Here is a 22,689-nt window from a genome sequence, read left to right as displayed (position 1 = left end):
TTTTTCCAAGATAAGAATGAATTTAAGCCTTTCCCAATTCAATACCCGGTATAACTTGAAATTAACAGAAATAGAAAAAGTTTACAGGGTTTTAAAACCCTGGATTTATTCGAGTTCTTTCTGGAGTTCTTCCATAACAGGTTTTACTGTGCTTTCGGGAAGATCGGCAATTCTAATGTACATAAGTCCATCTATGGCGTCGTTAAATAAAGGATCAACATTAAAAGCTACTACCCGGGCATTCTGTTTGATGTACTTTTTGATAAGAACCGGCAACCGAAGTCCATCCGGTTCTATTTCGTCTATTATTTTGTCAAATTTATTCAGATTGGCCTTGCTTTCATCAAAGACAAAATCCTTATCGGCATCCTTCAGCTTCACTTTAAATTCCTTTTTAGGCTTGATATATTGCGCAACATACGGATCGTAATAATTGGATTTCATAAACTCGATCATCAATGATTTCGAGAAGTTTGAAAATTTATTGCTGATGCTTACTCCGCCAATCAGGTATTTATGTTCGGGAAAACGCAGGGTGCAATGAACAATTCCTTTCCAAAGCAGAAAAAGGGGCATTGGCCGCTGCTGATATTCCTTTATTATAAACGCGCGTCCCATTTCAATAGATTGGCTCATCATGGGGTATAACTCGGATTCAAACCGAAACAGATCCTGAAGGTAAAAACCATCGATTCCGTACTTTTTAAAAATTTCGTTCCCCATTCCCATTCTGTAGGCGCCGGCAATTTTTTTGGCATCTTTATCCCACAAGAATAAATGATAATAATAATCATCAAATTTATCAAGATCTGTAGCCAAATTTGTGCCTTCCCCAATCTCCCTGAATGTGATCTCCCTCAATCTTCCTATTTCCGAAACAATATTTGGGATGATTTCTTTTTTGGCTAAAAACACCTCATAATTTTTGCTTTCCAACAGGCGTTTGTCAAGCATTCTGCAGGTTTCTACTTCCTGTTCCATTGAAGATTCATCGGTTTGACCAATTATTTCCTCTGGGGCTTTTGAAAATTTCATGCTTTTTGGCAATCCCTTAAAAAAACTTTTCTTTTCAAAGGAGTTGGCCAGCATATAGGTTTTTCGGCGTAAAAAAGCAGTAAATGCTTCCAGATTGGAATGCGCTGAAAGATCTTCAGCAGAGATCACATGTCCTATTCGCACCTTAATTTTACGCTTTTTCTGGGAAAGCATTTCGCTGGGAAGTTTTGCGGTGCGCAACACATCGCTTAACCCGGACAGTCTGTAGAAAAAAGTGCTGTTTTTTCCATGAAAATAAACAGGGACAACAGGGACGTTTGCTTTCTGAATAAGTTTCATGGCCGAAGGTTCCCAGGCTTTATCCACAATCATTCGCTGGTCCTTATAGGTAGAAACCTCTCCGGCCGGAAAAATTCCAAGAGCACCGCCTTCGCTTAGATGTGAAAGGGCCTGTTTGATGCCTCCCAAACTAGACATCGCTTCCTTGTGATTTTCAAAAGGATTCACAGGCATAATATAAGGTTTTAAGGGATCCAGCCTATGCAGTAAAAAGTTTGCTATCATCTTGAAATCCGGGCGTTGTTCAAGAAAGATTTTCATCAGGATCATTCCGTCTATCCCACCCAGAGGATGATTTGCAATTACAATAAAGGGTCCTGTTTTAGGAATTCGCTTCAGGTCCTTTTCCGAAATTTCAAAATCTATCTCAAAGCTCTTTAAAATAGAATTTATGAATTCAATTCCATCTAAATTTTTGCGCTTATCGTATTCCTTATTGATGGTTGAAAGTTTTGTGCTGTGTAAAACAATCCATCCAATGGATGTGCCAATGGGGCCTAATTTTTCCAGGTTCATGACCTTGGCGACTTCCTTTGCAGTTACAATTCCCATTTTGGTTAGGTTTGATTGAAAACAAATAAACGATATTTTTAAGCCACAGTTACCAGTTGCACAGTATTTTGCATCACCTGTTTAAGCAACACCTCTTTATCTTTTTCCAAAGTCTTTATAGCGGTTTCATCAAAATGCCGGATTGTGTACAGGGAAACACCTGTAATAAAGCTCACTTTAAACCGCGCTTTTAAATGCTGAATGAGTTTTTCCAGATTGTTAAACCGGTTATCAACACAAACTGCGAAGCTAATGGCTGAATTTTGAATTAGATCCACCTTCATTTGATACTGATGAAACAGTCTAAAGATCTCGCTGATATTTTCTTCTACCATAAATGAAAAATCCAGGGAGGAAAGAGAGATAAGTACCTGATTTTTCTTTACGATAAAACAGGGGATTGCCGGGATCAAAGTTTGGCCTTTGCTAACAGAAGTACCCGCACCTTCGGGATCTATAAAGGATTTCACAAACAGGGGAATCTCCTTACGCTGTAATGGTTGCAGTGTTTTAGGATGAATCACGGAGGCTCCGTAAAAGGCCAGTTCAATAGCCTCTTCATAGGAGATCTGGTTCAACAATTGCGGATTTTCAAATACCCGGGGATCTGCATTTAAAACGCCGGGTACATCTTTCCAGATAATCACTTTCTCAGCATTAAGGCAATAGGCCAGGATGGCTGCCGTATAATCACTCCCTTCCCTTCCCAGGGTTGTGCTGAAATTATTGGCATCGGAGGCTATGAAACCCTGGGTTAAGTATAATTCACCGTGTTTTAGCTGGCTGGAAATATTTTGTTGGGTTTCTTCCCAGTTTACGGTAGCATCGCGATATGTACTGTCTGTTTTTATCAATTTACGGGCATCCAGCCAGGAATGTTCAAGGGATTGAGACTTTAGAAATTCGCTTAAAATTTTAGAGGAAACCAGTTCGCCATAACACACAATTTGATCGTATACAAAATCATACTGAATGGATTTATTATGGTCCATGAAATTGATAAGTTCCTCAAAGAGGTCATCTATCATTTTGAAAACAGGGGCAGAGGCCGATTCAAATAATCCGCGGGCGATCTCAAGATGAAATTCCTTTACTTCTGAAAGTAACTCCAGGGGAGCCTTTCGGGTTTGAAGATATTCGGCAATTACAATTTCGAAGGCGTTGGTCATTTTACCCATAGCCGAAACTACAATGACCTTATCTTTATACCCAGTTTTTTGAAGTACGCTGAGAACATTTTTTACCGAAGCAGCATCCTTTACAGAGGCTCCTCCGAATTTAAATATCTCCATTTATTTTTTGATGTTTTTCTGGATCCCTGTTTCATCCATATGCACGGTATACCAGTTTTTCTTGATATCGGCACCGGTATTTTCATAGAATTCGATGGCATTTTTGTTGCCTTCAGAAACTACCCATTCAACCCGCTTTACATCATTATCATGGCCATACTGCACGACTCGTTGATAAAGTGCACCGCCAAGACCGGTACCCCGCATTTTTTCCCGTACGATGAGGTCTTCCAGGTGGACAGTTCTTCCTTTCCAGGTTGAGAACCGGAAGTAAACCAGTGCCAAACCTTCAATTTTCCCGTTCACATCGGCCACAAAACATTTGAAGTTTTTTTCATCGAAGCCTTCCTTTTCAAGATGGGCAACATCGATTTCTACCTGGTCTAAAGCATTTTCATAAGCGGCAAGTTCCTTTATAAGTTCTAAAACTGCCGGCATATCTTTTCTTTCAGCTTCTCTAATTGTAAATTCCATAGTTTTTCTGGTTTTCCACAAATTTAGCGATAGATTTTCTAAAACGGGTATATTCAGGTACTAATGATCCGGCCTGATCTATTTCTCCAGGAATTTCTTCATCGATTTTTCGTCCATTTGTACGGTATACCAATCGGTAAATACACTGGCGCCGCTGCGTTTGTAAAAATCGATGGCGGGTGTATTCCAGTCCAGAACAACCCATTCTGTTCTTTTCACACCTTGTTCCCGGGCGTATTCAATCACTCTCTTGTATAGGGCACTTCCAAGGCCGGTACCGCGCATTGCTTCCCGTACAATGAGATCTTCCAAATGGACGGTGCGTCCTTTCCAGGTGGAATACCTGAAATAGACCAGCGCCATCCCCTCAATTTTTTCGTCTACTTCTGCCACAAAGCAGGTAAACAAAGCCTTAGGGCCAAAGCCCTCTTCTTCCAGTTCCTTTATATCTACCTCCACGGCATCGGGCTCATTTTCAAATTTTGCCAGTTCCTTAATAAGATTGAGGATTTCAGGAAGATCAGATTTTTCTGCGTTTCGAATTGTATAGTTCATAAGAATGTTAATTATTTCAAAAATAAGAAACCTTAGGCACATATTAATTACGAAAACGTTGTAGTACCTTATTAATTTGAATATTTTTGCCCAATCTAATTTAAAAATTTATAATGCCGAAAAAGAATCAAACCCTGGGGGAATTTATAATTGAAAATCAGCAGGATTTTGCTTATTCCTCGGGGGAATTGTCAAGGTTGATAAACTCTATTCGCCTGGCGGCAAAAGTGGTGAACCACGAGGTTAACAAAGCCGGTCTGGTAGATATTATTGGAAACTTCGGAGAAACCAATATCCAGGGGGAAGACCAGCAAAAGCTGGATGTTATGGCGAATGAAACCTTTATACGGACACTTACAAACAGGGAGATCGTTTGCGGAATTGCTTCCGAAGAAAATGACGATTTTATCACTATTGCTGGTTGCGATAATGATCATAAAAATAAATATGTTGTGCTTATTGATCCGCTGGACGGAAGTTCGAACATAGATGTGAACGTATCTGTAGGTACTATTTTTTCAATTTACAGAAGGGTAACCCCAGTGGGCTCACCTGTTACAAAAGAAGACTTTTTACAGCCCGGGAATAAACAGGTTGCAGCAGGATATATCATATATGGTACTTCCACGATGCTGGTTTATACAACGGGAAATGGAGTTAATGGCTTCACGTTGAACCCCGCATTGGGATCCTGGTATCTTTCCCACCCGGAAATGAACTTTCCTGAAACCGGAAATATTTACTCTATCAATGAAGGGAATTATGTGCATTTTCCACAGGGAGTGAAAGATTATATCAAATATTGCCAGGAAGAGAAGGAGGATCGTCCATATACTTCCAGATATATTGGCTCAATGGTGAGCGATATACACAGGAATATGATTAAAGGCGGGATATTTATCTATCCAAAAAGTTCAAAAGCTACCAATGGAAAACTCCGTTTGTTGTATGAATGCAATCCTATGGCTTATATAGTGGAACAGGCTGGCGGGAAAGCTTCAGATGGTTTTCGCAGAATCATGGACATCAAGCCAAATGAACTTCACCAGCGAGCTCCTTTCTTCTGCGGAAGCAAAAAAATGGTAGAGAAAGCCGAAGAATTTATGTCAAACTATGAGGAATAATTATTTTTTATCTACCAGATATTGGTAATCCTCGAAGTTTATCTTTCCGCTAAAAATTTGAATAGACCTTTTGATAATAGTTTCAGCAAGAACAGAAGAAAATCCTAATCCTATAACATATCTTTTCAGGAGATAGATTTCTTCATCATCAATTTGATGATCAGAAAAAATTATGGTGAACAGGTCATATAATCTTTCCAGACGGCCCTGATAGGTGTTGTTTGGATGAATAGGGAATATTGCAGGATTTTCAAGAACTTTTTTGAATTCATCCTCAGAGATATTCAGTTTTCTTGCAAATCGCTCAAGGGCGATTTGTTCCTCTGCATTAATAGCTCCATCTACTGCAGCTAAATGGACAATCGAGGCAAAGTGTCCTAAATTACGCAAATGCTCTCCGGAGCCATAAAGATCTGAAATTGACATGGTATGTTTTTTTAATGCGCAAATATAATAAAACCTGTCTATTTATAGTCTAATTGTTGTGTGCTTATTTCCTTATTAAACCGGCATTCTACATTCGCTAATCTTTTCTTAATCGCTAAATAATACCTGCTAAATTTCTTTAATTTTATGCTATAATAAAAATTTAAATGAACGCTCCTCTCCTGGCATTTAATGAAAATGGGATCTACTGCGCCCAGGCTGGTGTTTATCTCGATCCGTGGAAGCCTGTTGATAAAGCCATAATCTCTCACGGACATGCCGATCATTCCCGCTGGGGTCATAAAAAATATATTACGCATCACAGCAACGTACCAATTATCAGGCACAGGCTTGGGGAAATTGAGGTAGCCGGAAAAGCCTGGAATGAAACTTTTAGCATCAACGGGGTTACTTTTTCATTGCATCCCGCCGGACACATCATAGGATCTTCTCAAGTTCGGGTGGAATATAAAGGAGAGGTTTGGGTTTTCTCGGGAGATTATAAAACCGAAGATGATGGTGTTGCGGTTCCCTATGAAGTTGTGAAGTGTAATACATTTATTACGGAATGTACCTTTGGGCTTCCAGCCTTTAAGTGGCTTCCTCAGAAGCAGGTAATAATCGAAATAAACGAGTGGTGGCAAAAAAATAAGGAGGACGGGAGAACCTCTGTCCTTTTTGGATATTCCCTGGGAAAAGCTCAAAGATTATTAAAACATCTGGATCCATCTATAGGAAAAATCTACACCCATGGTGCAATTGAGAATATGACCGAGGTGGTGAGACCTCTTATAGTTATGCCTCCAACAATCAGGATTACGCGTGAAACCAAAAAAGTGGAATTAAAAGGGAATATTGTGCTGGCACCTCCAAGTGCTCACGGAACTCCCTGGATTAAAAAAATGGTGCCATATGTAACTGCTTCAGCAAGCGGATGGATGACTTTTAGAGGCGCCAGAAAGAGAAGGGCCATCGACAAAGGCTTTGTCATGTCCGATCATTGTGACTGGCAGGGGTTGTTGTCTTCTATAAAATCAACAGGTTGTGAAAAAGTGATCTGCACCCACGGGTATACCGAGATTCTTTCCCGGTATTTAAATGAGCAAGGTTATGATGCAAGAACAGAAGAAACCCAATATGAAGGCGAAATGGGCGAATTGGAAAGCAAGGTAGAGAGCGTTGATGATCTTTTACCAGATGAAGAAAAGGTGAATATCAAAGTAGAATCAAACAAAATTATAAATAAATAAAACTCCCTCCCTTATTGGGAGGGCCGGGGAAGGGCCTATGAGAAATTTTGCAGAACTTATAAGAACCCTGGACAGCACCAATAAAACCACGCTGAAGGTAGCGGCACTTACCGAATATTTTAGACTGGCTCAAGATAAAGACAAGGTTTGGGCTATCGCAATTTTATCACACCGCCGTCCCAAACGGCCGGTCAACACTACCCTGTTAAGAATCTGGGCTTCTGAGTTAGGGAACATTCCGCTGTGGTTGTTCGAAGAATCCTATCACATTGTTGGTGATCTCGCTGAAACTATTGCCTTGGTAATACCTGCTTCTGAAACCAATTCGGAAAAAACACTCACACAGTTTCTTGAGGAGATGATCGAATTAAGAACTAAACCTGATGAGGAAAAAAAACAATATCTCTTTGAAAACTGGAAGGCTCTCAATTACTACGAGCGCTTTGTTTTTTGCAAACTTATTACAGGAAGTTTCAGGATTGGGGTAAGTCAGAAGTTAATGACCCGCGCCCTTGCGAAAGCTACCGATTTAGATGAAGATATTCTCGCATATAAACTTATGGGGAATTGGGATCCTCAAAAAATCTCCTTTACACAATTGATCCTGGAAGAAAACGAGGAAGATTACCTCTCTAAACCCTATCCTTTTTACCTGGCATACGCCGTTGAAAATGAAGTGGAAACCCTGGGAGAAGTAAAAGATTGGACGGCAGAACATAAATGGGATGGCATTCGTTCCCAGGTAATTATTCGCAAGGACCAACTTTTTGTGTGGAGCCGCGGCGAGGAACTGGTAACCGATAAATACCCGGAATTTGAAGCCTTTGTAAATGCGATTCCTAATGGCACCGTGCTGGACGGGGAGATATTGCCCTATTTTGAAAATGCTATAGGCACTTTTAACGAGCTGCAAACCCGTATTGGTAGAAAATCCGTTTCTAAAGCGCTGCTTAAAAAGACTCCGGTTATTTTAAAAACCTATGATATACTGGAATGGGAAGGTAAGGATATCCGGGATCTCGTTTACACGGAAAGACGGAAAATTCTGGAAAAATTATTTGAGGATGTGACTAAAGAAGCAACCGCCGAAGATTTCCCGCTGCATTTGTCTGAAACCATTTCCTTTCAACACTGGGGTGAAGTAGCTGCAGAAAGATCCCGTGCCCGCGAGGAAAGGTCGGAAGGTTTGATGCTGAAGCGTCTGGACTCTCCCTACCTGGTAGGCAGGAAAAAAGGGGACTGGTGGAAGTGGAAAGTGGCTCCGCTTACCATAGATGCTGTACTTACTTATGCCAAGCGCGGTCACGGAAGGCGAACTAATTTGTTTACCGATTATACTTTTGGATTATGGGATGAGGAGAAGAAAGAGCTGGTCACCTTTGCCAAAGCCTATTCCGGATTGACCGATGCCGAATTTAGAAAAGTAGATGCCTGGATCAAGAAAAACACGCTCGAACGTTTTGGCCCTGTGCGCAGCGTTGTGCCATATCAAGTTTTTGAAATAGCTTTTGAAGGATTAGCGAAATCCAGTCGGCATAAAAGCGGAGTGGCCACCAGATTCCCCAGGATCCTGAGATGGAGACAGGATAAGAAGATTGAAGATGCCAACACGCTGGAAGATTTGAAGGGATTGATAGCCTCCCAGCCCCCGAAGGGGGAGTTTTAAAAAAATTAAAAAAATAAAGGGCTCCTTCCCTTTAAAGGGAAGGTGGATTAATCGGTACTAGGATGTTTTTATGTAACCAGAATCTTTCTGCCGATTAAGATGGAAGGGTTTAGGAAGTAAATTGTAACTAAAGCCACCCCGGCCTACGGTCTCCTCTCCTTGGCAAGGAGGGGAGCTTCTGATTTTATTTTAAATTTAAGTTCATTTAAAATAATACGAAAAATCACAGGGCTCCTTCCCTTTTTCAAGGGAAGGTGGATTAATCGGCACGAAGGTGTTTTTATAAAACCAGAATTATTTTACCGATTAGGACGGAAGGGTTAAACCACAATAATGAAAAAACCAATTCACAATAAAAAAGTTCTGAAAGATTTCAGAAAGGAATTAAGGAACAACCTGACTCCTGCAGAAGCCTATTTTTGGAATGAGTTAAAAGGCAATAAACTTGAAGGGAGAAAATTCCGGCGGCAGCATAGTATTAATAATTTTATAGTTGATTTCTATTGTGCTTCCGATAAATTAATTGTTGAATTGGATGGTGAGATTCATTTAAATCCTTTGGCAGAAGAAAAGGATAGAAAACGGGATGAAATTTTAAATGGAATGGGGTTTAAGGTACTGAGATTTGAAAATAAGATGGTTTTTGAGAATTTGGAATTTGTTTTGAATGAGATAAAAGATAATTTTCGTGTTTAACCACCCCGGCCTGCGGCCACCCCTCCTTGGTAAGGAGGGGAACTTTTATGAATTTTAAAATTTCGTTCACTTAAAATAAAAAGAAAAACAAAGGGCTCCTTCCCTTGAAAGGGAAGGTGGATTAATCGGTACTAGGATGTTTTTATGTAACCAGAATCTTTCTGCCGATTAAGATGGAAGGGTTTAGGAAGTAAATTGTAACTAAAGCCACCCCGGCCTACGGTCACCCCTTCTTGGCAAGGAGGGGAGCTTTTGATTTTATTTTAAATTTAAGTTCATTTAAAATAATACGAAAAATAACAGGGCTCCTTCCCTTTTCTTCAAGGGAAGGTGGATTAATCGGTTTTTGGATGTTTTCTATGTAACAGAATCTTCCTGCCGATTAAGATGGAAGGGTTTAGGAAGTAAATTGTAACTAAAACCACCCCGGCCTACGGCCACCCCTCCTTGGCAAGGAGGGGAGCTTTTGATTTTATTTTAAATTTAAGTTCATTTAAAATAATACGAAAAATAACAGGGCTCCTTCCCTTTTCTTCAAGGGAAGGTGGATTAATCGGTTTTTGGATGTTTTCTATGTAACAGAATCTTCCTGCCGATTAAGATGGAAGGGTTTAGGAAGTAAATTGTAACTAAAACCACCCCGGCCTACGGCCACCCCTCCTTGGCAAGGAGGGGAGCTTTTGATTTTATTTTAAATTTAAGTTCATTTAAAATAATACGAAAAATAACAGGGCTCCTTCCCTTTTTTTCAAGGGAAGGTGGATTAATCGGCAACGAAGGTGTTTTTATAAAACCAGAATTATTTTACCGATTAAGACGGAAAGGTTTTGGAAGTATATTATAAATTGATCACATTCTTCTTTTCAAAGAAGGAGCTTTAAAAAAAAGAATGAACCAAACACAACTTATAAAATTAGCGGAATCCTGGTTTGAAGGGCAGGGGTGGAAGCCTTTTGCTTTTCAAAAACAAACCTGGAAAGCTTATTTGAAGGGAAAACACGGACTTTTAAACGCGCCTACCGGCAGCGGGAAGACCTACGCGCTATGGATCCCTGTCGTGTTGGAATACATAAAGAACAATCCCGATTATAAGTCCAAACACAAAAAGGGATTAAAAGCGATTTGGATTACTCCGCTACGTGCGCTTTCTGTGGAAATTGAACAGGCCGCCACCCGATTTGCAGAGGAAATGGGCACCCAGTTGACCGTGGGAATAAGAACCGGGGACACCTCCCAAAAAGATCGGGCAGCTCAAAAAAAGAACATGCCAGATCTTTTAATTACCACCCCCGAAAGTCTGCAGCTGTTGTTGTCTTCTAAAGACTACGATAAAACTTTCAAAGACCTCCAGGCCATTATAGTTGATGAATGGCATGAGTTGCTGGGAGCAAAGCGCGGAGTACAGGTAGAGCTTGGATTATCCCGCTTAAAAACAATTTCCAAAAATCTAAAGATCTGGGGAATTTCAGCTACTATAGGGAATCTTCAGGAAGCGCGGGAAGTGTTGCTGGGACCAGGTTCTGAAGCTTACAAAAATTCAGAATTGATCCGGGCACAGCTGGATAAAAAAATAACAGTTCGTTCCATCATTCCGGAGAAAATGGAAAAATTCCCCTGGCGTGGACATTTGGGAATGCATCTTATTGATGAGGTGGTTCCGATTCTTCGAAATTCAAAGACCACTTTAATTTTTACCAATACAAGATCGCAATGCGAACTCTGGTTCCAGAAATTAATGCATAAATATCCCGAATTTGCCGGAGAAGTAGCCATGCACCATGGAAGTATCAACAAAGAAACCCGATTGTGGGTAGAGCAGGCAATCCGGGATGAGCGTTTAAAAGCGGTGGTATGTACTTCCAGCCTGGATCTTGGGGTGGATTTTGCCCCTGTGGAGACTATTATCCAGATCGGTGGACCCAAAGGAGTTGCCAGGTTTATACAAAGGGCAGGAAGAAGTGGTCACCAGCCCGGAAAGGAAAGTGTGATCTATTTTTTACCAACCCACGCCATTGAGCTTATAGAAGCATCAGCTTTGCAGAAAGCAGTAAAAAGAACCGTGGTGGAAGACCGGATTCCATACCTTCTCAGTTTTGATGTTTTGGTACAATATCTTACCTCCCTCGCAGTCTCTAACGGATTTTTTCCGAAGGATATTTACCCTGAAATAAAATCTACGTTTTGCTTTCAGGGAATTACAGATTATCAGTGGAAATGGATCCTGAATTTTATAACCAAAGGAAGTCAGAGTTTGCAGGCGTACGATGAATATAAAAAAGTAGAGATTGAAGCAGACGGGAAATTTAAAGTGAACGATCGCGGGGTTGCCATGCGCCACCGATTGCAAATAGGAACCATTGTGAGCGACGCTATGCTCACTGTGAAATATATGTCTGGAGGATATATTGGAACCATTGAAGAATGGTTTATCTCCAAATTATCCCCAGGGGATGCGTTTACTTTTGCCGGAAAAAATCTGGAACTTGTAAAAATCAAGGGGATGCAGGTTTTGGTAAGATCTTCAAAGAAAAAGAATTCCAAGGTGCCAAGTTGGATGGGAGGCAGAATGGGGTTTTCTGCACAAATGAGCGAATTGCTGCGGGAAGAGATGTATGAGGCCAGGGAATCGGCAAAATCCGGCGGTGGGAAATCCCGGGAACTTTCTGCGTTACAACCCATTTTTGAACGGCAACAGCGGGAATCAATCATCCCAAATAAAGACGAATTTCTTGTTGAAACCTTTAAGACCCGCGAAGGCTATCACGCTATATTTTATCCTTTTGAAGGGAGATTTGTGCATGAAGCTCTAAGCAGTTTACTGGCATACCGCATAAGTTTGTTGTCCCCTATAAGTTTTACCCTTGCCTTTAATGATTATGGATTTGAACTGCTCTCCAATCAGGAAATAGATATGCAGCAGGTGCTGGATAATAGTCTGTTTTCCCCGGAATTTTTAATGGAAGATCTCAACAATAGTTTGAACGCTACTGAGATGGCCCGAAGAAAATTCCGGGATATAGCGGTGATCGCGGGAATGGTATTTACCGGTTTTCCCAACAAGTTGATCAAGAGTAAGCACTTACAGGCGAATTCGCAGTTGCTTTTTAGCGTGTTCCGGGATTATGAGCCTGAAAATTTATTGTTTTTACAGGCTTTCCGGGAAACTTTTGAACATCAGCTGGAAGAGGGAAGGCTTAGGCTGGCATTGGAAAGGATTAGCAAACAAGAGATTATCTGGAAGGCCTGTGAAAAACCAACACCTTTTTCCTTTCCAATTATTACAGACAGACTTCGGGAAAAATTATCTTCAGAAAAACTCGAAGATCGAATCAGGCGGATGCTTATTCAATGGGAAAAATGATATTTTTGCAGGGTGATGGAAAACATTGAAATACTCGGGCAAAATTTTAGTCTTCACCCCTTCGGTGCTATGTTTTGGAACGAGAAAAAAATGCTGCTTATAAGCGATGTGCATTTGGGAAAGATCTCCCATTTTAGAAAATATGGCAGTGCTGTCCCCCAAAATGCCATCGCCGAAAATTTTGAGCGTTTATCACGGGTTGTAGACTATTTTCAGCCGGAAAAAATTTGTTTTTTAGGAGACCTTTTTCACAGTTCCCTCAACCTGGAATGGGATTTATTTGAAAACTGGATGCAGGATATTTCTGCTGAAGTCCTGCTTGTGGTGGGAAATCACGACATCATTTCAGAATTAAAATACGAAGCACTTGGTATCAGGATTTATTCAGAATTAATCCTGGAAAACTTTCTGCTAACACACCATCCCGAAATCAGGAAAAACTACTTTAACCTTTGCGGGCATTTACATCCCGGTTTCAAACTCAATGGTACGGGAAGACAGCAGGTTAAACTCAGCTGTTTTTATAAAAGCGGGGAACAGTTAATCCTGCCGGCTTTTGGAGAATTTACAGGGAATTACTGGATTTCGCCAAATGTTGGTGATCAGGTGTTTGTAATAACTAAAAAAGAAGTAATTTTAGTTTACTAACCTTTTCAATCAACCTACTTATGAACAGAAATTTAACAATTTTAAATTTTTTGTCGGTTATATTGGTGATTATCGTGAACTATTATTCCCAAACCGTCCAAATAAACAGTAATACCATTGGCAGCCTAAGCAATGAGTATGAAAACTTATTTACCCCTGCGGGCTATGCTTTTGCCATTTGGGGTCTTATTTTTTTATCCTTGCTGGTTTATGTGTTTTTTCAAATTAACAGGGCTTTTTTTAGCTATAAGGATTCAGATTTTATAAGCAAAACCGGTCCCTGGTTTATTATTGCCAATGTTGCCAATGCCGTCTGGGTAGTAGTTTGGCTATTTGAATATACAGGAATTTCAGTAATCCTGATGTTCGTGATTCTTTTTTCCTTGCTGAAGATCGTTCTAAACACCAATATGGAACGCTGGGATGCCCCGCTCAAGATTATCGCATTTACCTGGTGGCCAATTTGCCTTTATGCCGGTTGGATCACGGTGGCTACCATCGCGAATGTTTCCGCATACCTTTCAAAAATGGGTTGGGATGGCTGGATTTTTAACCAGACACAGTGGACTATTATTATGATTTTAATAGCCGGAATCATTAATATTCTAATGATCTACAAACGCAATATGCGGGAGTTTGCAGCCGTTGCTGTTTGGGCTTTGTTTGCTATTTATATAAGACATCAGGATGGGAATTTGGCGATTGCCTATACTGCTCTTGGGAGCGCATTAATTGTTCTTATTAGTATTATGTACCATGGTTTTTTAAACCGAAAGACCAATCCTATGTATAAACTGGTAAATGGAAATGATGGGTTGCACGAAGGATAAATTACTTCGCTCATAAATCTACACCATTCCCTTAATATCATTTCCCCAGGTAGGATATGCAAAGAGCATTTGTTTAAGTTGTTTTACATCGGTTTTGCTGTTCATCGCAAGGGTGAATAAATTAATGATTTCTGCTGCTTCCGGTCCTGCCAAATGGACTCCAATAATTTGTCCGGTTTTGTTGTCTACCAGAGTTTTGTAGGCATACACCTTCTCATTGATTCGCTTGGAATTAAACCATTCCGGCACCAGTTTATGTTCTACAGTAAAATTATAACCTTTCTCTTTTGCTTCTTTTTCTGAAAAACCTACCGAAGCAATATTTGGCAAGGTAAATACTACGGAAGGCTGAAACGGATAATCGATTTTTAAAGGACTCTTTTCCCGACAAATATTAGCCGAAACTATTTCTGACTCATAAGCAGAAACCGGGGTAAGTGCAAGTCCTGCACTATCTGAAACATCTCCGCAGGCATACACATTTTTATTGGTAGTGTTTTGCAGAAATTTATTTACACTAATACCTTTTTTTGTAAATGCTACCTTGCCTTTCTCCAGATCCAGCCCTTCAATGGAAGGCCCTCTCCCTGCGGTATTAAAAACAAGTTCTGCTTTTGCCGAGATTTTCTTTCCATTCTGAAGTGCATTTACCCTAAAGTTTTTCTGAAGTTTTTCAATTTCGTTTACTTCTGCATTAAATATAAATTCAATTCCCAATTCTTCAGAAGCTTTCAGTAGATGCTCCACCATATCTTCATCAAAATTTATAAGCGGTCTTGGAAAAAATTCCATCACGGTAACTTTTACTCCAAAGCGGGCGGCAATATGGGCAAATTCCATCCCTATGTATCCGGCGCCGATAAAGATCATGGTCTTTGGAAGCTTTTCAAGGTTCAGGAAATCATCACTTATTTGGGCATGGCCGCGTCCGGGGATTTTTAATTCCGTTGGAACCTGGCCGGTGGCGATCACGATTTTATCTGCCGTTACTGTCTTTCCTTCTACCGAAAGCGTGTTTTCATCCAAAAATACCGGAGACTGATGATACATGATAATTCCACGCTTTTCAAGATCTTTTTCGGTAGCTGCGGGAACTGCATCTACAAAAGTTTCTTTCCATCCCATGGTATCTTCCCAGCGAACTTCAGGCAATTTTGTGATCCCTTTATTTTTCAATTTTGATGCCTTGTAAAGGATTTCTGTAACGCCCAACAATACTTTCTTAGGATCACAACCCCGGTTGGAGCAGGTTCCTCCAAATTCGCGATTGTCGGCAATTGCCACTTTTAACCCTGCCGTCGCACAATCTTTAGCGATATTTTTTCCCGCAGTGCCACTGCCAATAACAAAAACGTCAAAATGTTGAAAAGCCATTCTATAATTTTTAATTCATGGAAAGTTACCAACTCCGCGCGCATTTGCTGTTAGGGAAATGATAAAGTTAGGCGGATTTCTGTCACGGATTGCAAATCCGCGCCATCAATCCGCGCAAACGAAGTCTTTCCGAGGGAATTCCCGCGCATAAAAATGATTTTCGCTTAATCAAAAGTTAAATAAGTTGTAGGGGGTTGTATTGCAAAAGTGAGGGAATTACCTTTGCTTCAATGAGTAAAACTTCTATTGCCCAAAATTTCGCGAAGTCTCTGCAACAACAGAAACTTAGGGATACCCTCGTCCTGTCCTCAAAAAGCACAGCTAATATTCACTTAAAAGGCCTTGTTGGATCTGCCTTATCATTTGCAGTTTCAGATGCTTTTCAGGAAGCGGACGCTCCTTTTCTACTGGTTTTTAACGATAAGGAAGAAGCTGCCTATTACCTAAACGATCTGGAACAGCTGATAGGTGAAAAAAACGTGCTTTTTTATCCCGGAAGTTACCGCCGGCCATACCAAATGGAGGAAACAGATAATGCCAATGTGCTTCTAAGGGCAGAGGTATTGAACCGCATTAATTCCCGAAAAAAGCCGGCCGTTATAGTCACCTATCCCGATGCTCTTTTTGAAAAAGTGGTTACCAGGAAGGAACTGGACAGAAGTACCTTGAAAATAGCAGTTGGAGACCTGCTTTCCATAGACTTTGTAAATGAAGTGCTTTTTGAATACAAATTCAAGCGGGTGGATTTTGTGACTGAACCCGGGGAATTTTCGGTTCGGGGAGGGATCATAGATGTGTTTTCTTTCAGCAATGACGAACCTTACAGGATTGAATTTTTTGGAGATGAGATAGACAGCATCCGGAGCTTTGATGTGGAAACCCAACTTTCTACAGAAAAGGTGAAGAAAATCTCGGTGATGCCCAATGTGGAAAACAAAAAGCTGGATGAGATACGGGAAAGTTTTCTGAAATATATCGCGTCCAATACATTGGTTTTTGTGAAAGATCTTGATATATTCCTTGACCAACTGGACAAACTCTTCAGTAAGGCGGAAGAAGCTTTTAAAACTATTTCAGAAGAAATAAAACACAGCAAGCCCGAAGAACTTTTTTGTCATTCCGAAATTATAAAAAGACAGCTGATGGATTTCAGCGTGGTGGAATTGAGTTCGCAGGCCTATTTTAAAACTGCGGAAACTATTGAATTCAACACAAAACCTCAACCTTCTTTTAATAAACAGTTTGATCTTCTTATCGACAATTTAATTGAAAACACAGCTGCGGGATATACCAATTATATTTTCTGCGTAAGCGAACAACAGGCCAAGCGGTTTCATGATATATTTGACGACCAGGATCGCGTAGTGAAGTACCAAACGGTGGTACTTTCCTTATTTCAGGGTTTTATTGATGAAACTGCCAAAATGGTGTGTTATACAGATCATCAAATCTTTGAACGCTATCATAAATTTCAACTGAAAAGTGGCTATGCGAAAAAGCAGGCCATCAGCTTTAAAGAACTCAGCAACCTGGAAGTGGGCGATTATGTTACCCATATTGACCACGGGATTGGAAGATTTGGAGGATTGCAGAAGATAGATGTTGAAGGAAAAAAGCAGGAGGCTATTAAGCTGGTTTACGGCGAGCGCGATATTCTTTACCTGAGCATACATTCGCTTCATAAGATCTCAAAATTTAATGGCAAAGACGGGAAGCCTCCAAAAATATATAAGCTGGGCAGCAATGCCTGGAAGAATTTAAAGGAAAAGACGAAATCCAGAGTCAAGCATATCGCTTATAATCTCATTGAATTATACGCAAAGCGAAGGCTGCAAAAAGGATTTGCTTTTGGCCCCGATTCCTATTTACAACACGAGCTGGAAGCCTCTTTTATCTATGAAGATACGCCAGATCAAACTACGGCAACCACTGCGGTAAAGGAAGATATGGAAACTGAAAGACCCATGGACCGACTTGTTTGCGGGGATGTTGGCTTCGGAAAGACGGAAGTTGCCATTCGTGCTGCTTTTAAAGCTGTAGATAACGGGAAGCAGGTGGCCGTTTTGGTTCCCACTACCATACTCGCTTTTCAGCATCATAAAACATTTACAGAACGGCTGAAGGATTTTCCTGTGACCGTAGATTATCTCAACCGTTTTAGAACCGCAAAGGAACGCAGGGAAACCCTGGCCGATCTGGAAGCGGGGAAGGTAGATATTATTATTGGAACCCATCAGCTGGTGAGTAAAACCGTAAAATTCAAGGATCTTGGGTTATTGATTGTAGATGAGGAACAAAAATTTGGGGTAGCTGTCAAAGATAAATTGAAGACGATTAAGGAAAATGTGGATACGCTAACTTTAACCGCCACGCCAATTCCGCGTACGTTGCAGTTCAGCTTAATGGCTGCGAGGGACCTTTCCACAATTACCACTCCGCCTCCAAACCGGTACCCGATTGAAACCCATGTGGTGCGGTTTGCCGAAGATACCATTCGCGATGCGATCTCCTATGAAATCCAGCGGGGCGGGCAGGTATTTTTTATCCATAACAGGATTGAAAATATCAAGGAAGTTGCAGGGATGATACAGCGACTGGTTCCGGATGCAAAAGTAGGGATAGGCCACGGGCAGATGGAAGGGAAAAAACTCGAAAATTTGATGCTTTCTTTTATGAACAGCGAGTTTGATGTGCTGGTTTCTACCACAATTGTGGAAAGCGGATTGGATGTTACCAATGCGAATACAATTTTCATCAACAATGCCAACAACTTCGGACTTTCAGATCTGCACCAAATGCGGGGACGGGTAGGGCGAAGCAATAAAAAGGCATTCTGCTATTTTATCACCCCGCCCTATTCTGCAATGACCGATGATGCACGAAAGCGTATCACGGCTTTGGAGCAATTCAGCGAACTGGGCAGCGGAATAAATATCGCGATGAAAGATCTTGAAATTCGTGGCGCGGGAGATTTGCTTGGCGGTGAGCAAAGCGGATTCATCAATGAAATAGGTTTTGATACCTATCAGAAAATTTTGAATGAAGCCATCGAGGAACTCAAGGAAAATGAATTTAAAGATTTGTATCACAAAGATGAAGATATAGAGGACAAAACCTTCGTGAAAGACACCCAAATTGATGCCGATTTTGAGCTTTTATTCCCCGATGATTACATCAATAATATTTCTGAAAGACTGAATCTTTACACTCAGTTAAACAACGTAAAAACCGAAGAAGAGCTTCTTAAATATGAAGCGCAACTGGTGGATAGGTTTGGAGAACTACCAACACAAGCGGTTGATCTTTTAAACAGCGTGCGCATAAAATGGATCGCTTCCAAAATTGGTCTGGAGAAAGTGGTGATGAAACAGGGAAAACTGATAGGCTATTTTATTGCCGACCAGCAATCCGGTTTTTATCAAACCCAGGCGTTTACAAAAGTCCTGCAATACGTGCAAACCCATTCCCAATCATGCACGATGAAGGAAAAGAAAACCCGTTCTGGTTTGAGGTTGCTGCTCACTTTTGAAAAGATAACTTCGGTTGATAGAGCCTTAAAAGTATTGGAGCCTTTTAAAGCCCCCTTGCCACCGAAGGGGGAATTGATGGCCCCCTAACCCCCAAAGGAAATAACTTAAACTAAATGAAAAGCCCTCACAGGAATTGAATCTTTGCGGACAGAATACATTCCCTACAAATAAAGGCTTCCAGGAAAGGAAGCCGCTTTTCATTCCAGGAATGACGCTAAATTTTAATATCTTCGTGATCTAATAAAAGTTTTGGGTGATTAGCTCAGTTGGTTCAGAGCACTACCTCGACAAGGTAGGGGTCGCTGGTTCGAATCCAGTATCACCCACAAAAATCAGGTATTATTTCTTCGACTTTTTTCTTTCCCGGTTCCATTCCCTGTAAAATTCAGGAATTAAAAAATTCAAAGACTAATCCATTTTCTTCTTCACAACCTCCAGAATGCGTTCCAGGGCCATTCCTCTGGATCCTTTTACAAGGATGTAAGAATTGTCAAAATTGGTTTCTTTTATTTTTTCAGCCAAATCTGCAAAGCTCTCGAATTTTTCAATATTTCCATTTTGGGAATTTGTTGTATTGAAATTGCTCCCTACCAGGAAAACGCTGTTAAAACTCATTGTTTTTAACAGGTTCACTATTTCCTGATGTTCTTCTGCAGAAGTTTTTCCCAGTTCAAACATATCACCCAGAATTACGGATTTGTTTTCTGCAGGGTATTTATGAAAGCTTTTCAGCGCTGCTGTCATACTAGTTGGATTGGCATTGTAAGCATCCATTAAAAAAGTTATAGTTCCCATTTTCACGATTTGCGACCGGTTGTTTTGTGAATTGTAAGATGCTATTGCATTCCCGATGTCCTCAGCTGGTATTTTAAAATAGAACCCTATGCAAATTGCGGCAGCAATATTTCTTGAATTGTAAGATCCGGTCAAGGAACTTTTATATACGTTGTCTTTCTGAATAACCTCGGCGGTCCCGAGATTATCTTTGTATTTTACAACAACATCTGCATTGCCCGAAGTTCCAAAAGAAAATGTGTTTCTATAAGAAATCTGTTTTTGCTGAATTGGGTCATCTGTATTTATAAAGATTAGTTTACCCTGCGCTTTGAGATTTTCATACAGCTCGCTTTTTGCTTTAATGACTCCTTCAATGCTTCCAAAACCTTCCAGGTGCGCCTTTCCGAAATTTGTGATGTATCCATAATCCGGTTGTGCAATCTCACAGAGTCGTTCGATCTCTTTGGGATGATTTGCGCCCATTTCTATGATGCCGAATCCTGTTGAGCTGTTCATAGACAAAAGGCTAAGAGGAACACCTATGTGGTTGTTTAAATTGCCTACAGTAGCAACTGTATTGAATTTTTTTGAAAGGACGGAATTGATAAGTTCCTTGGTGGTTGTTTTTCCGTTGCTTCCGGTAATGGCCAAAATAGGAATGCCCAAATATTTTCGATGATAACCGGCAAGCTGCTGAAGGCTTTGTAAAACATCCGAAACCAAAATGCATCTGTCATTTTTTATAAATTCGGCTTCATCCATCACAACGTATCCAGCTCCTTTTTCCAGGGCCTCATCAACAAATTTATTGCCGTTGAAATTTTCTCCTTTTAATGCAAAAAAAAGTTGGTCTTTTTTAAGGGTGCGGGTGTCTGTAGCAATTCCGCTACTTTGAAGAAAGAGTTTGTGTAATTGTTCGATTTCCATCAGCTAAAATTATAAAAAAAAGAAACGGTTTAAAAAGTTATGATTTCGTCTTTTTTAAATTCTAAAACCAGGGTTTTAAAATTTTAAAGCCTTTTCAATTATTTTCAAACTGAATTCAGCTAAAACGAAAACTTTACTTCTTAAACCGTCTGTTACAAGTTTACAAGAATTTAATTTCTTGCTGTTTTATTTTCATTCTTTGATTTAGATCCTACTCTGGACATCGCATTTCTGAATCCTATGTAATCCGTGGCCATATCCTGAGGGAAATATCTTCTTTGAGCGGGATCCAGCCAATAAGCTCTGTCTCTCCATGAACCTCCTTTATACACTCGAACTTCATCGCTAACAAGTGAGGTTCTTTTGGTTTCGTCATTTTCAGGTCTAACATTTCCTAAACTATCTGTTGAAGTTGCAAACTGCGGGGAGTTATACATCCTTTTTGAAGGACTGGAAATTTCGTTGAAAGATTCGTAATATCTGGAAGAACTTTTGTCACCATCACGAAAATCCCTGTTATCGCTTTTGTCAAAATTGGTTCTCAAATAGGAATCCATTTCTGTGATAGGAACCTGAGCTATTTCTCCGGGAAGGGCACGTGCAACAATTTTTCCGTTGCTTAAAGTGTCGTAAACAACTCCATCTGGAGCAACAATTTTCACGCTGCCATCATCATTAATTTCATTTTTGGTGTAAACATTCCCGCGATAATAGTTGAAATCATTGAATTCATCGTCAACTATAGGTCTGTAAACATCAGCAACCCATTCAGAAACATTTCCAGCCATATCATATAATCCAAAATCGTTGGCTTGATAAGATTTAACTTCCGCAGTAATATCGGCACCATCGTCGCTCCATCCTGCAATTCCGCCATAATCTCCTGCACCTTGTTTAAAGTTGGCAAGCTGGTCTCCTTGTCTTTTCACATCTCCGGATCTTGTGTATTGACCGTCCCAGGGATATTTTTTTCTTCCGCGGTAAACATTATAGCTTCGTATTCCTACAAGTCCTAATGCAGCATATTCCCATTCGGCTTCGGTGGGAAGTCTGTATTCAGGTAATAATACCCCATCTTTTCGCTGGATGTATATATTCTTGGCTTCTGCACTGTCGGATGCAGTTCCTAGCTTATCGGCATTTTTACCACCTCTGGTTATTTCATCATTTCCACCATAAACCTTTGTTGGTGCATTTAAATAGGTTTCAGTATCAAAAGTAGTGGCTGCATCAATATCGTTATAGCGGGCTCCCTCTTTTATGTATCCTTTATCCTCCAGCATTAATTCATTCACCCGGTTGGTTCTCCATTTACTGAATTCCACTGCCTGGATCCAGCTAACTCCTACCACCGGATAATTGGCATAGGCAGGGTGCCTCAGGTAATTATTCACCATGGTTTCATTAAATCCTAATCGATTTCTCCAAACAAGGGTGTCCGGAACTGCACCGTTGTAAATATTTCTATAATTCTCCTGGCTGGGAGGAAATACATTTTTCAACCAGTCCAGGTATTCCATATACATCATATTGGTTACCTCAGTCTCATCCATATAGAATGACTGAATGTGTTGTTGCGTTGGAGTGTTGTTCCAGTCGTGCATCACATCATCCTGAACCCGTCCCATAGTAAAGGTTCCACCTTCTACAAAGACAAGACCTGGCCCTGTTTCCATCTCCTTATAATCTGTTTTATACTGAAATCCGCCGTCTTTGGAATTGATATCCCAACCGGTGGCACGGGAGCTATTTTTGTAATTATTTGATTTATTACAGCTGAAAAGACTGACACCAATAGCGATAGTCAATAGCGTTTTAAAGGCAACATTCGTCCTCATATTATGTTCTCTTTATGTAGTAATTTAGGCTTTG

The 22,689-nt window shown here is 40.5% G+C and carries 16 protein-coding genes and 1 tRNA gene; 9 read left to right on the top strand and 8 right to left on the bottom strand.

What is annotated here, in order from left to right:
- Positions 1–105: 105 nt before the first annotated feature.
- The 4 genes from ACKGJN_RS00885 to ACKGJN_RS00870 form a co-directional block, all read right to left on the bottom strand.
- On the bottom strand, positions 106–1,887 hold the full coding sequence (locus ACKGJN_RS00885) for a GNAT family N-acyltransferase (RefSeq protein ID WP_409537531.1): 1,782 nt from the start codon (positions 1,885–1,887) through the stop codon (positions 106–108).
- 38 nt (positions 1,888–1,925) lie between these two features.
- Positions 1,926–3,179, bottom strand: a complete 1,254-nt coding sequence (locus ACKGJN_RS00880) for an aspartate kinase (protein WP_409537530.1) — start codon at positions 3,177–3,179, stop codon at positions 1,926–1,928.
- Positions 3,180–3,653, bottom strand: a complete 474-nt coding sequence (locus ACKGJN_RS00875; protein WP_409537529.1) for a GNAT family N-acetyltransferase — start codon at positions 3,651–3,653, stop codon at positions 3,180–3,182.
- Positions 3,654–3,731: 78 nt separating this feature from the next.
- Positions 3,732–4,208: a GNAT family N-acetyltransferase gene (locus ACKGJN_RS00870; RefSeq protein WP_409537528.1), complete on the bottom strand. Its 477-nt coding sequence runs from the start codon at positions 4,206–4,208 to the stop codon at positions 3,732–3,734.
- A 113-nt stretch (positions 4,209–4,321) separates the two neighbouring features.
- On the opposite strand from ACKGJN_RS00870, the gene fbp reads away from it, so the two are divergent.
- Positions 4,322–5,332 carry a class 1 fructose-bisphosphatase gene (gene fbp / locus ACKGJN_RS00865; protein ID WP_409537527.1) on the top strand — a complete coding sequence of 337 codons (1,011 nt, stop codon included), beginning with the start codon at positions 4,322–4,324 and terminating at the stop codon, positions 5,330–5,332.
- Here the strand turns inward: fbp and ACKGJN_RS00860 are convergent, their stop codons facing one another.
- Positions 5,333–5,758, bottom strand: coding sequence for a TerB family tellurite resistance protein (locus ACKGJN_RS00860; protein ID WP_409537526.1), 426 nt, complete (start codon positions 5,756–5,758; stop codon positions 5,333–5,335).
- Positions 5,759–5,925: 167 nt separating this feature from the next.
- On the opposite strand from ACKGJN_RS00860, the gene ACKGJN_RS00855 reads away from it, so the two are divergent.
- From ACKGJN_RS00855 to ACKGJN_RS00830, 6 genes are all read left to right on the top strand, one after another.
- Positions 5,926–7,008 (top strand): ligase-associated DNA damage response exonuclease, encoded by a 1,083-nt coding sequence (locus ACKGJN_RS00855; protein ID WP_409537525.1) that lies wholly within the window; start codon positions 5,926–5,928, stop codon positions 7,006–7,008.
- A gap of 37 nt (positions 7,009–7,045) precedes the next feature.
- On the top strand, positions 7,046–8,674 hold the full coding sequence (locus ACKGJN_RS00850; RefSeq protein WP_409537524.1) for an ATP-dependent DNA ligase: 1,629 nt from the start codon (positions 7,046–7,048) through the stop codon (positions 8,672–8,674).
- Between the two features lie 333 nt (positions 8,675–9,007).
- Positions 9,008–9,370: an endonuclease domain-containing protein gene (locus ACKGJN_RS00845; protein WP_409537523.1), complete on the top strand. Its 363-nt coding sequence runs from the start codon at positions 9,008–9,010 to the stop codon at positions 9,368–9,370.
- Between the two features lie 889 nt (positions 9,371–10,259).
- Positions 10,260–12,731, top strand: coding sequence for a ligase-associated DNA damage response DEXH box helicase (locus ACKGJN_RS00840; RefSeq protein ID WP_409537522.1), 2,472 nt, complete (start codon positions 10,260–10,262; stop codon positions 12,729–12,731).
- 12 nt (positions 12,732–12,743) lie between these two features.
- Positions 12,744–13,379, top strand: coding sequence for a ligase-associated DNA damage response endonuclease PdeM (pdeM, locus tag ACKGJN_RS00835; protein ID WP_409537521.1), 636 nt, complete (start codon positions 12,744–12,746; stop codon positions 13,377–13,379).
- Positions 13,380–13,399: 20 nt separating this feature from the next.
- Positions 13,400–14,209: a tryptophan-rich sensory protein gene (locus tag ACKGJN_RS00830; RefSeq protein WP_409537520.1), complete on the top strand. Its 810-nt coding sequence runs from the start codon at positions 13,400–13,402 to the stop codon at positions 14,207–14,209.
- An 18-nt stretch (positions 14,210–14,227) separates the two neighbouring features.
- Here ACKGJN_RS00830 and ACKGJN_RS00825 read toward each other — a convergent pair whose 3' ends face one another.
- Positions 14,228–15,583, bottom strand: coding sequence for a dihydrolipoyl dehydrogenase family protein (locus ACKGJN_RS00825; RefSeq protein ID WP_409537519.1), 1,356 nt, complete (start codon positions 15,581–15,583; stop codon positions 14,228–14,230).
- A gap of 230 nt (positions 15,584–15,813) precedes the next feature.
- On the opposite strand from ACKGJN_RS00825, the gene mfd reads away from it, so the two are divergent.
- Both mfd and ACKGJN_RS00815 read left to right on the top strand, forming a co-directional pair.
- On the top strand, positions 15,814–19,200 hold the full coding sequence (gene mfd / locus ACKGJN_RS00820) for a transcription-repair coupling factor (RefSeq protein WP_409537518.1): 3,387 nt from the start codon (positions 15,814–15,816) through the stop codon (positions 19,198–19,200).
- 164 nt (positions 19,201–19,364) lie between these two features.
- A tRNA-Val gene (locus ACKGJN_RS00815) sits at positions 19,365–19,439 on the top strand.
- Between the two features lie 82 nt (positions 19,440–19,521).
- On the opposite strand, the gene ACKGJN_RS00810 is transcribed toward ACKGJN_RS00815, so the two are convergent.
- Both ACKGJN_RS00810 and gldJ read right to left on the bottom strand, forming a co-directional pair.
- Positions 19,522–20,817, bottom strand: a complete 1,296-nt coding sequence (locus ACKGJN_RS00810) for a UDP-N-acetylmuramoyl-tripeptide--D-alanyl-D-alanine ligase (RefSeq protein WP_409537517.1) — start codon at positions 20,815–20,817, stop codon at positions 19,522–19,524.
- A gap of 170 nt (positions 20,818–20,987) precedes the next feature.
- Positions 20,988–22,655, bottom strand: a complete 1,668-nt coding sequence (gldJ, locus tag ACKGJN_RS00805; protein WP_409537516.1) for a gliding motility lipoprotein GldJ — start codon at positions 22,653–22,655, stop codon at positions 20,988–20,990.
- Positions 22,656–22,689 lie beyond the last annotated feature (34 nt).

This window comes from Gillisia xinjiangensis, from assembly GCF_046298265.1.
Lineage (GTDB): Bacteria > Bacteroidota > Bacteroidia > Flavobacteriales > Flavobacteriaceae > Gillisia > Gillisia xinjiangensis.
This window is presented reverse-complemented; position numbering and strand designations above follow the sequence as displayed.

Excerpts from the sequence above, each read along its gene's own strand:
- gldJ (WP_409537516.1), bottom strand. The coding sequence starts at position 22,655 with ATGAGGACGAATGTTGCCTTTAAAACGCTATTGACTATCGCTATTGGT.
- ACKGJN_RS00845 (WP_409537523.1), top strand. The coding sequence starts at position 9,008 with ATGAAAAAACCAATTCACAATAAAAAAGTTCTGAAAGATTTCAGAAAG.
- ACKGJN_RS00875 (WP_409537529.1), bottom strand. The coding sequence starts at position 3,653 with ATGGAATTTACAATTAGAGAAGCTGAAAGAAAAGATATGCCGGCAGTT.
- ACKGJN_RS00860 (WP_409537526.1), bottom strand. The coding sequence starts at position 5,758 with ATGTCAATTTCAGATCTTTATGGCTCCGGAGAGCATTTGCGTAATTTA.
- fbp (WP_409537527.1), top strand. The coding sequence starts at position 4,322 with ATGCCGAAAAAGAATCAAACCCTGGGGGAATTTATAATTGAAAATCAG.
- ACKGJN_RS00810 (WP_409537517.1), bottom strand. The coding sequence starts at position 20,817 with ATGGAAATCGAACAATTACACAAACTCTTTCTTCAAAGTAGCGGAATT.
- ACKGJN_RS00830 (WP_409537520.1), top strand. The coding sequence starts at position 13,400 with ATGAACAGAAATTTAACAATTTTAAATTTTTTGTCGGTTATATTGGTG.
- ACKGJN_RS00840 (WP_409537522.1), top strand. The coding sequence starts at position 10,260 with ATGAACCAAACACAACTTATAAAATTAGCGGAATCCTGGTTTGAAGGG.
- ACKGJN_RS00880 (WP_409537530.1), bottom strand. The coding sequence starts at position 3,179 with ATGGAGATATTTAAATTCGGAGGAGCCTCTGTAAAGGATGCTGCTTCG.
- ACKGJN_RS00850 (WP_409537524.1), top strand. The coding sequence starts at position 7,046 with ATGAGAAATTTTGCAGAACTTATAAGAACCCTGGACAGCACCAATAAA.
- ACKGJN_RS00885 (WP_409537531.1), bottom strand. The coding sequence starts at position 1,887 with ATGGGAATTGTAACTGCAAAGGAAGTCGCCAAGGTCATGAACCTGGAA.
- ACKGJN_RS00870 (WP_409537528.1), bottom strand. The coding sequence starts at position 4,208 with ATGAACTATACAATTCGAAACGCAGAAAAATCTGATCTTCCTGAAATC.
- mfd (WP_409537518.1), top strand. The coding sequence starts at position 15,814 with ATGAGTAAAACTTCTATTGCCCAAAATTTCGCGAAGTCTCTGCAACAA.
- ACKGJN_RS00825 (WP_409537519.1), bottom strand. The coding sequence starts at position 15,583 with ATGGCTTTTCAACATTTTGACGTTTTTGTTATTGGCAGTGGCACTGCG.
- ACKGJN_RS00855 (WP_409537525.1), top strand. The coding sequence starts at position 5,926 with ATGAACGCTCCTCTCCTGGCATTTAATGAAAATGGGATCTACTGCGCC.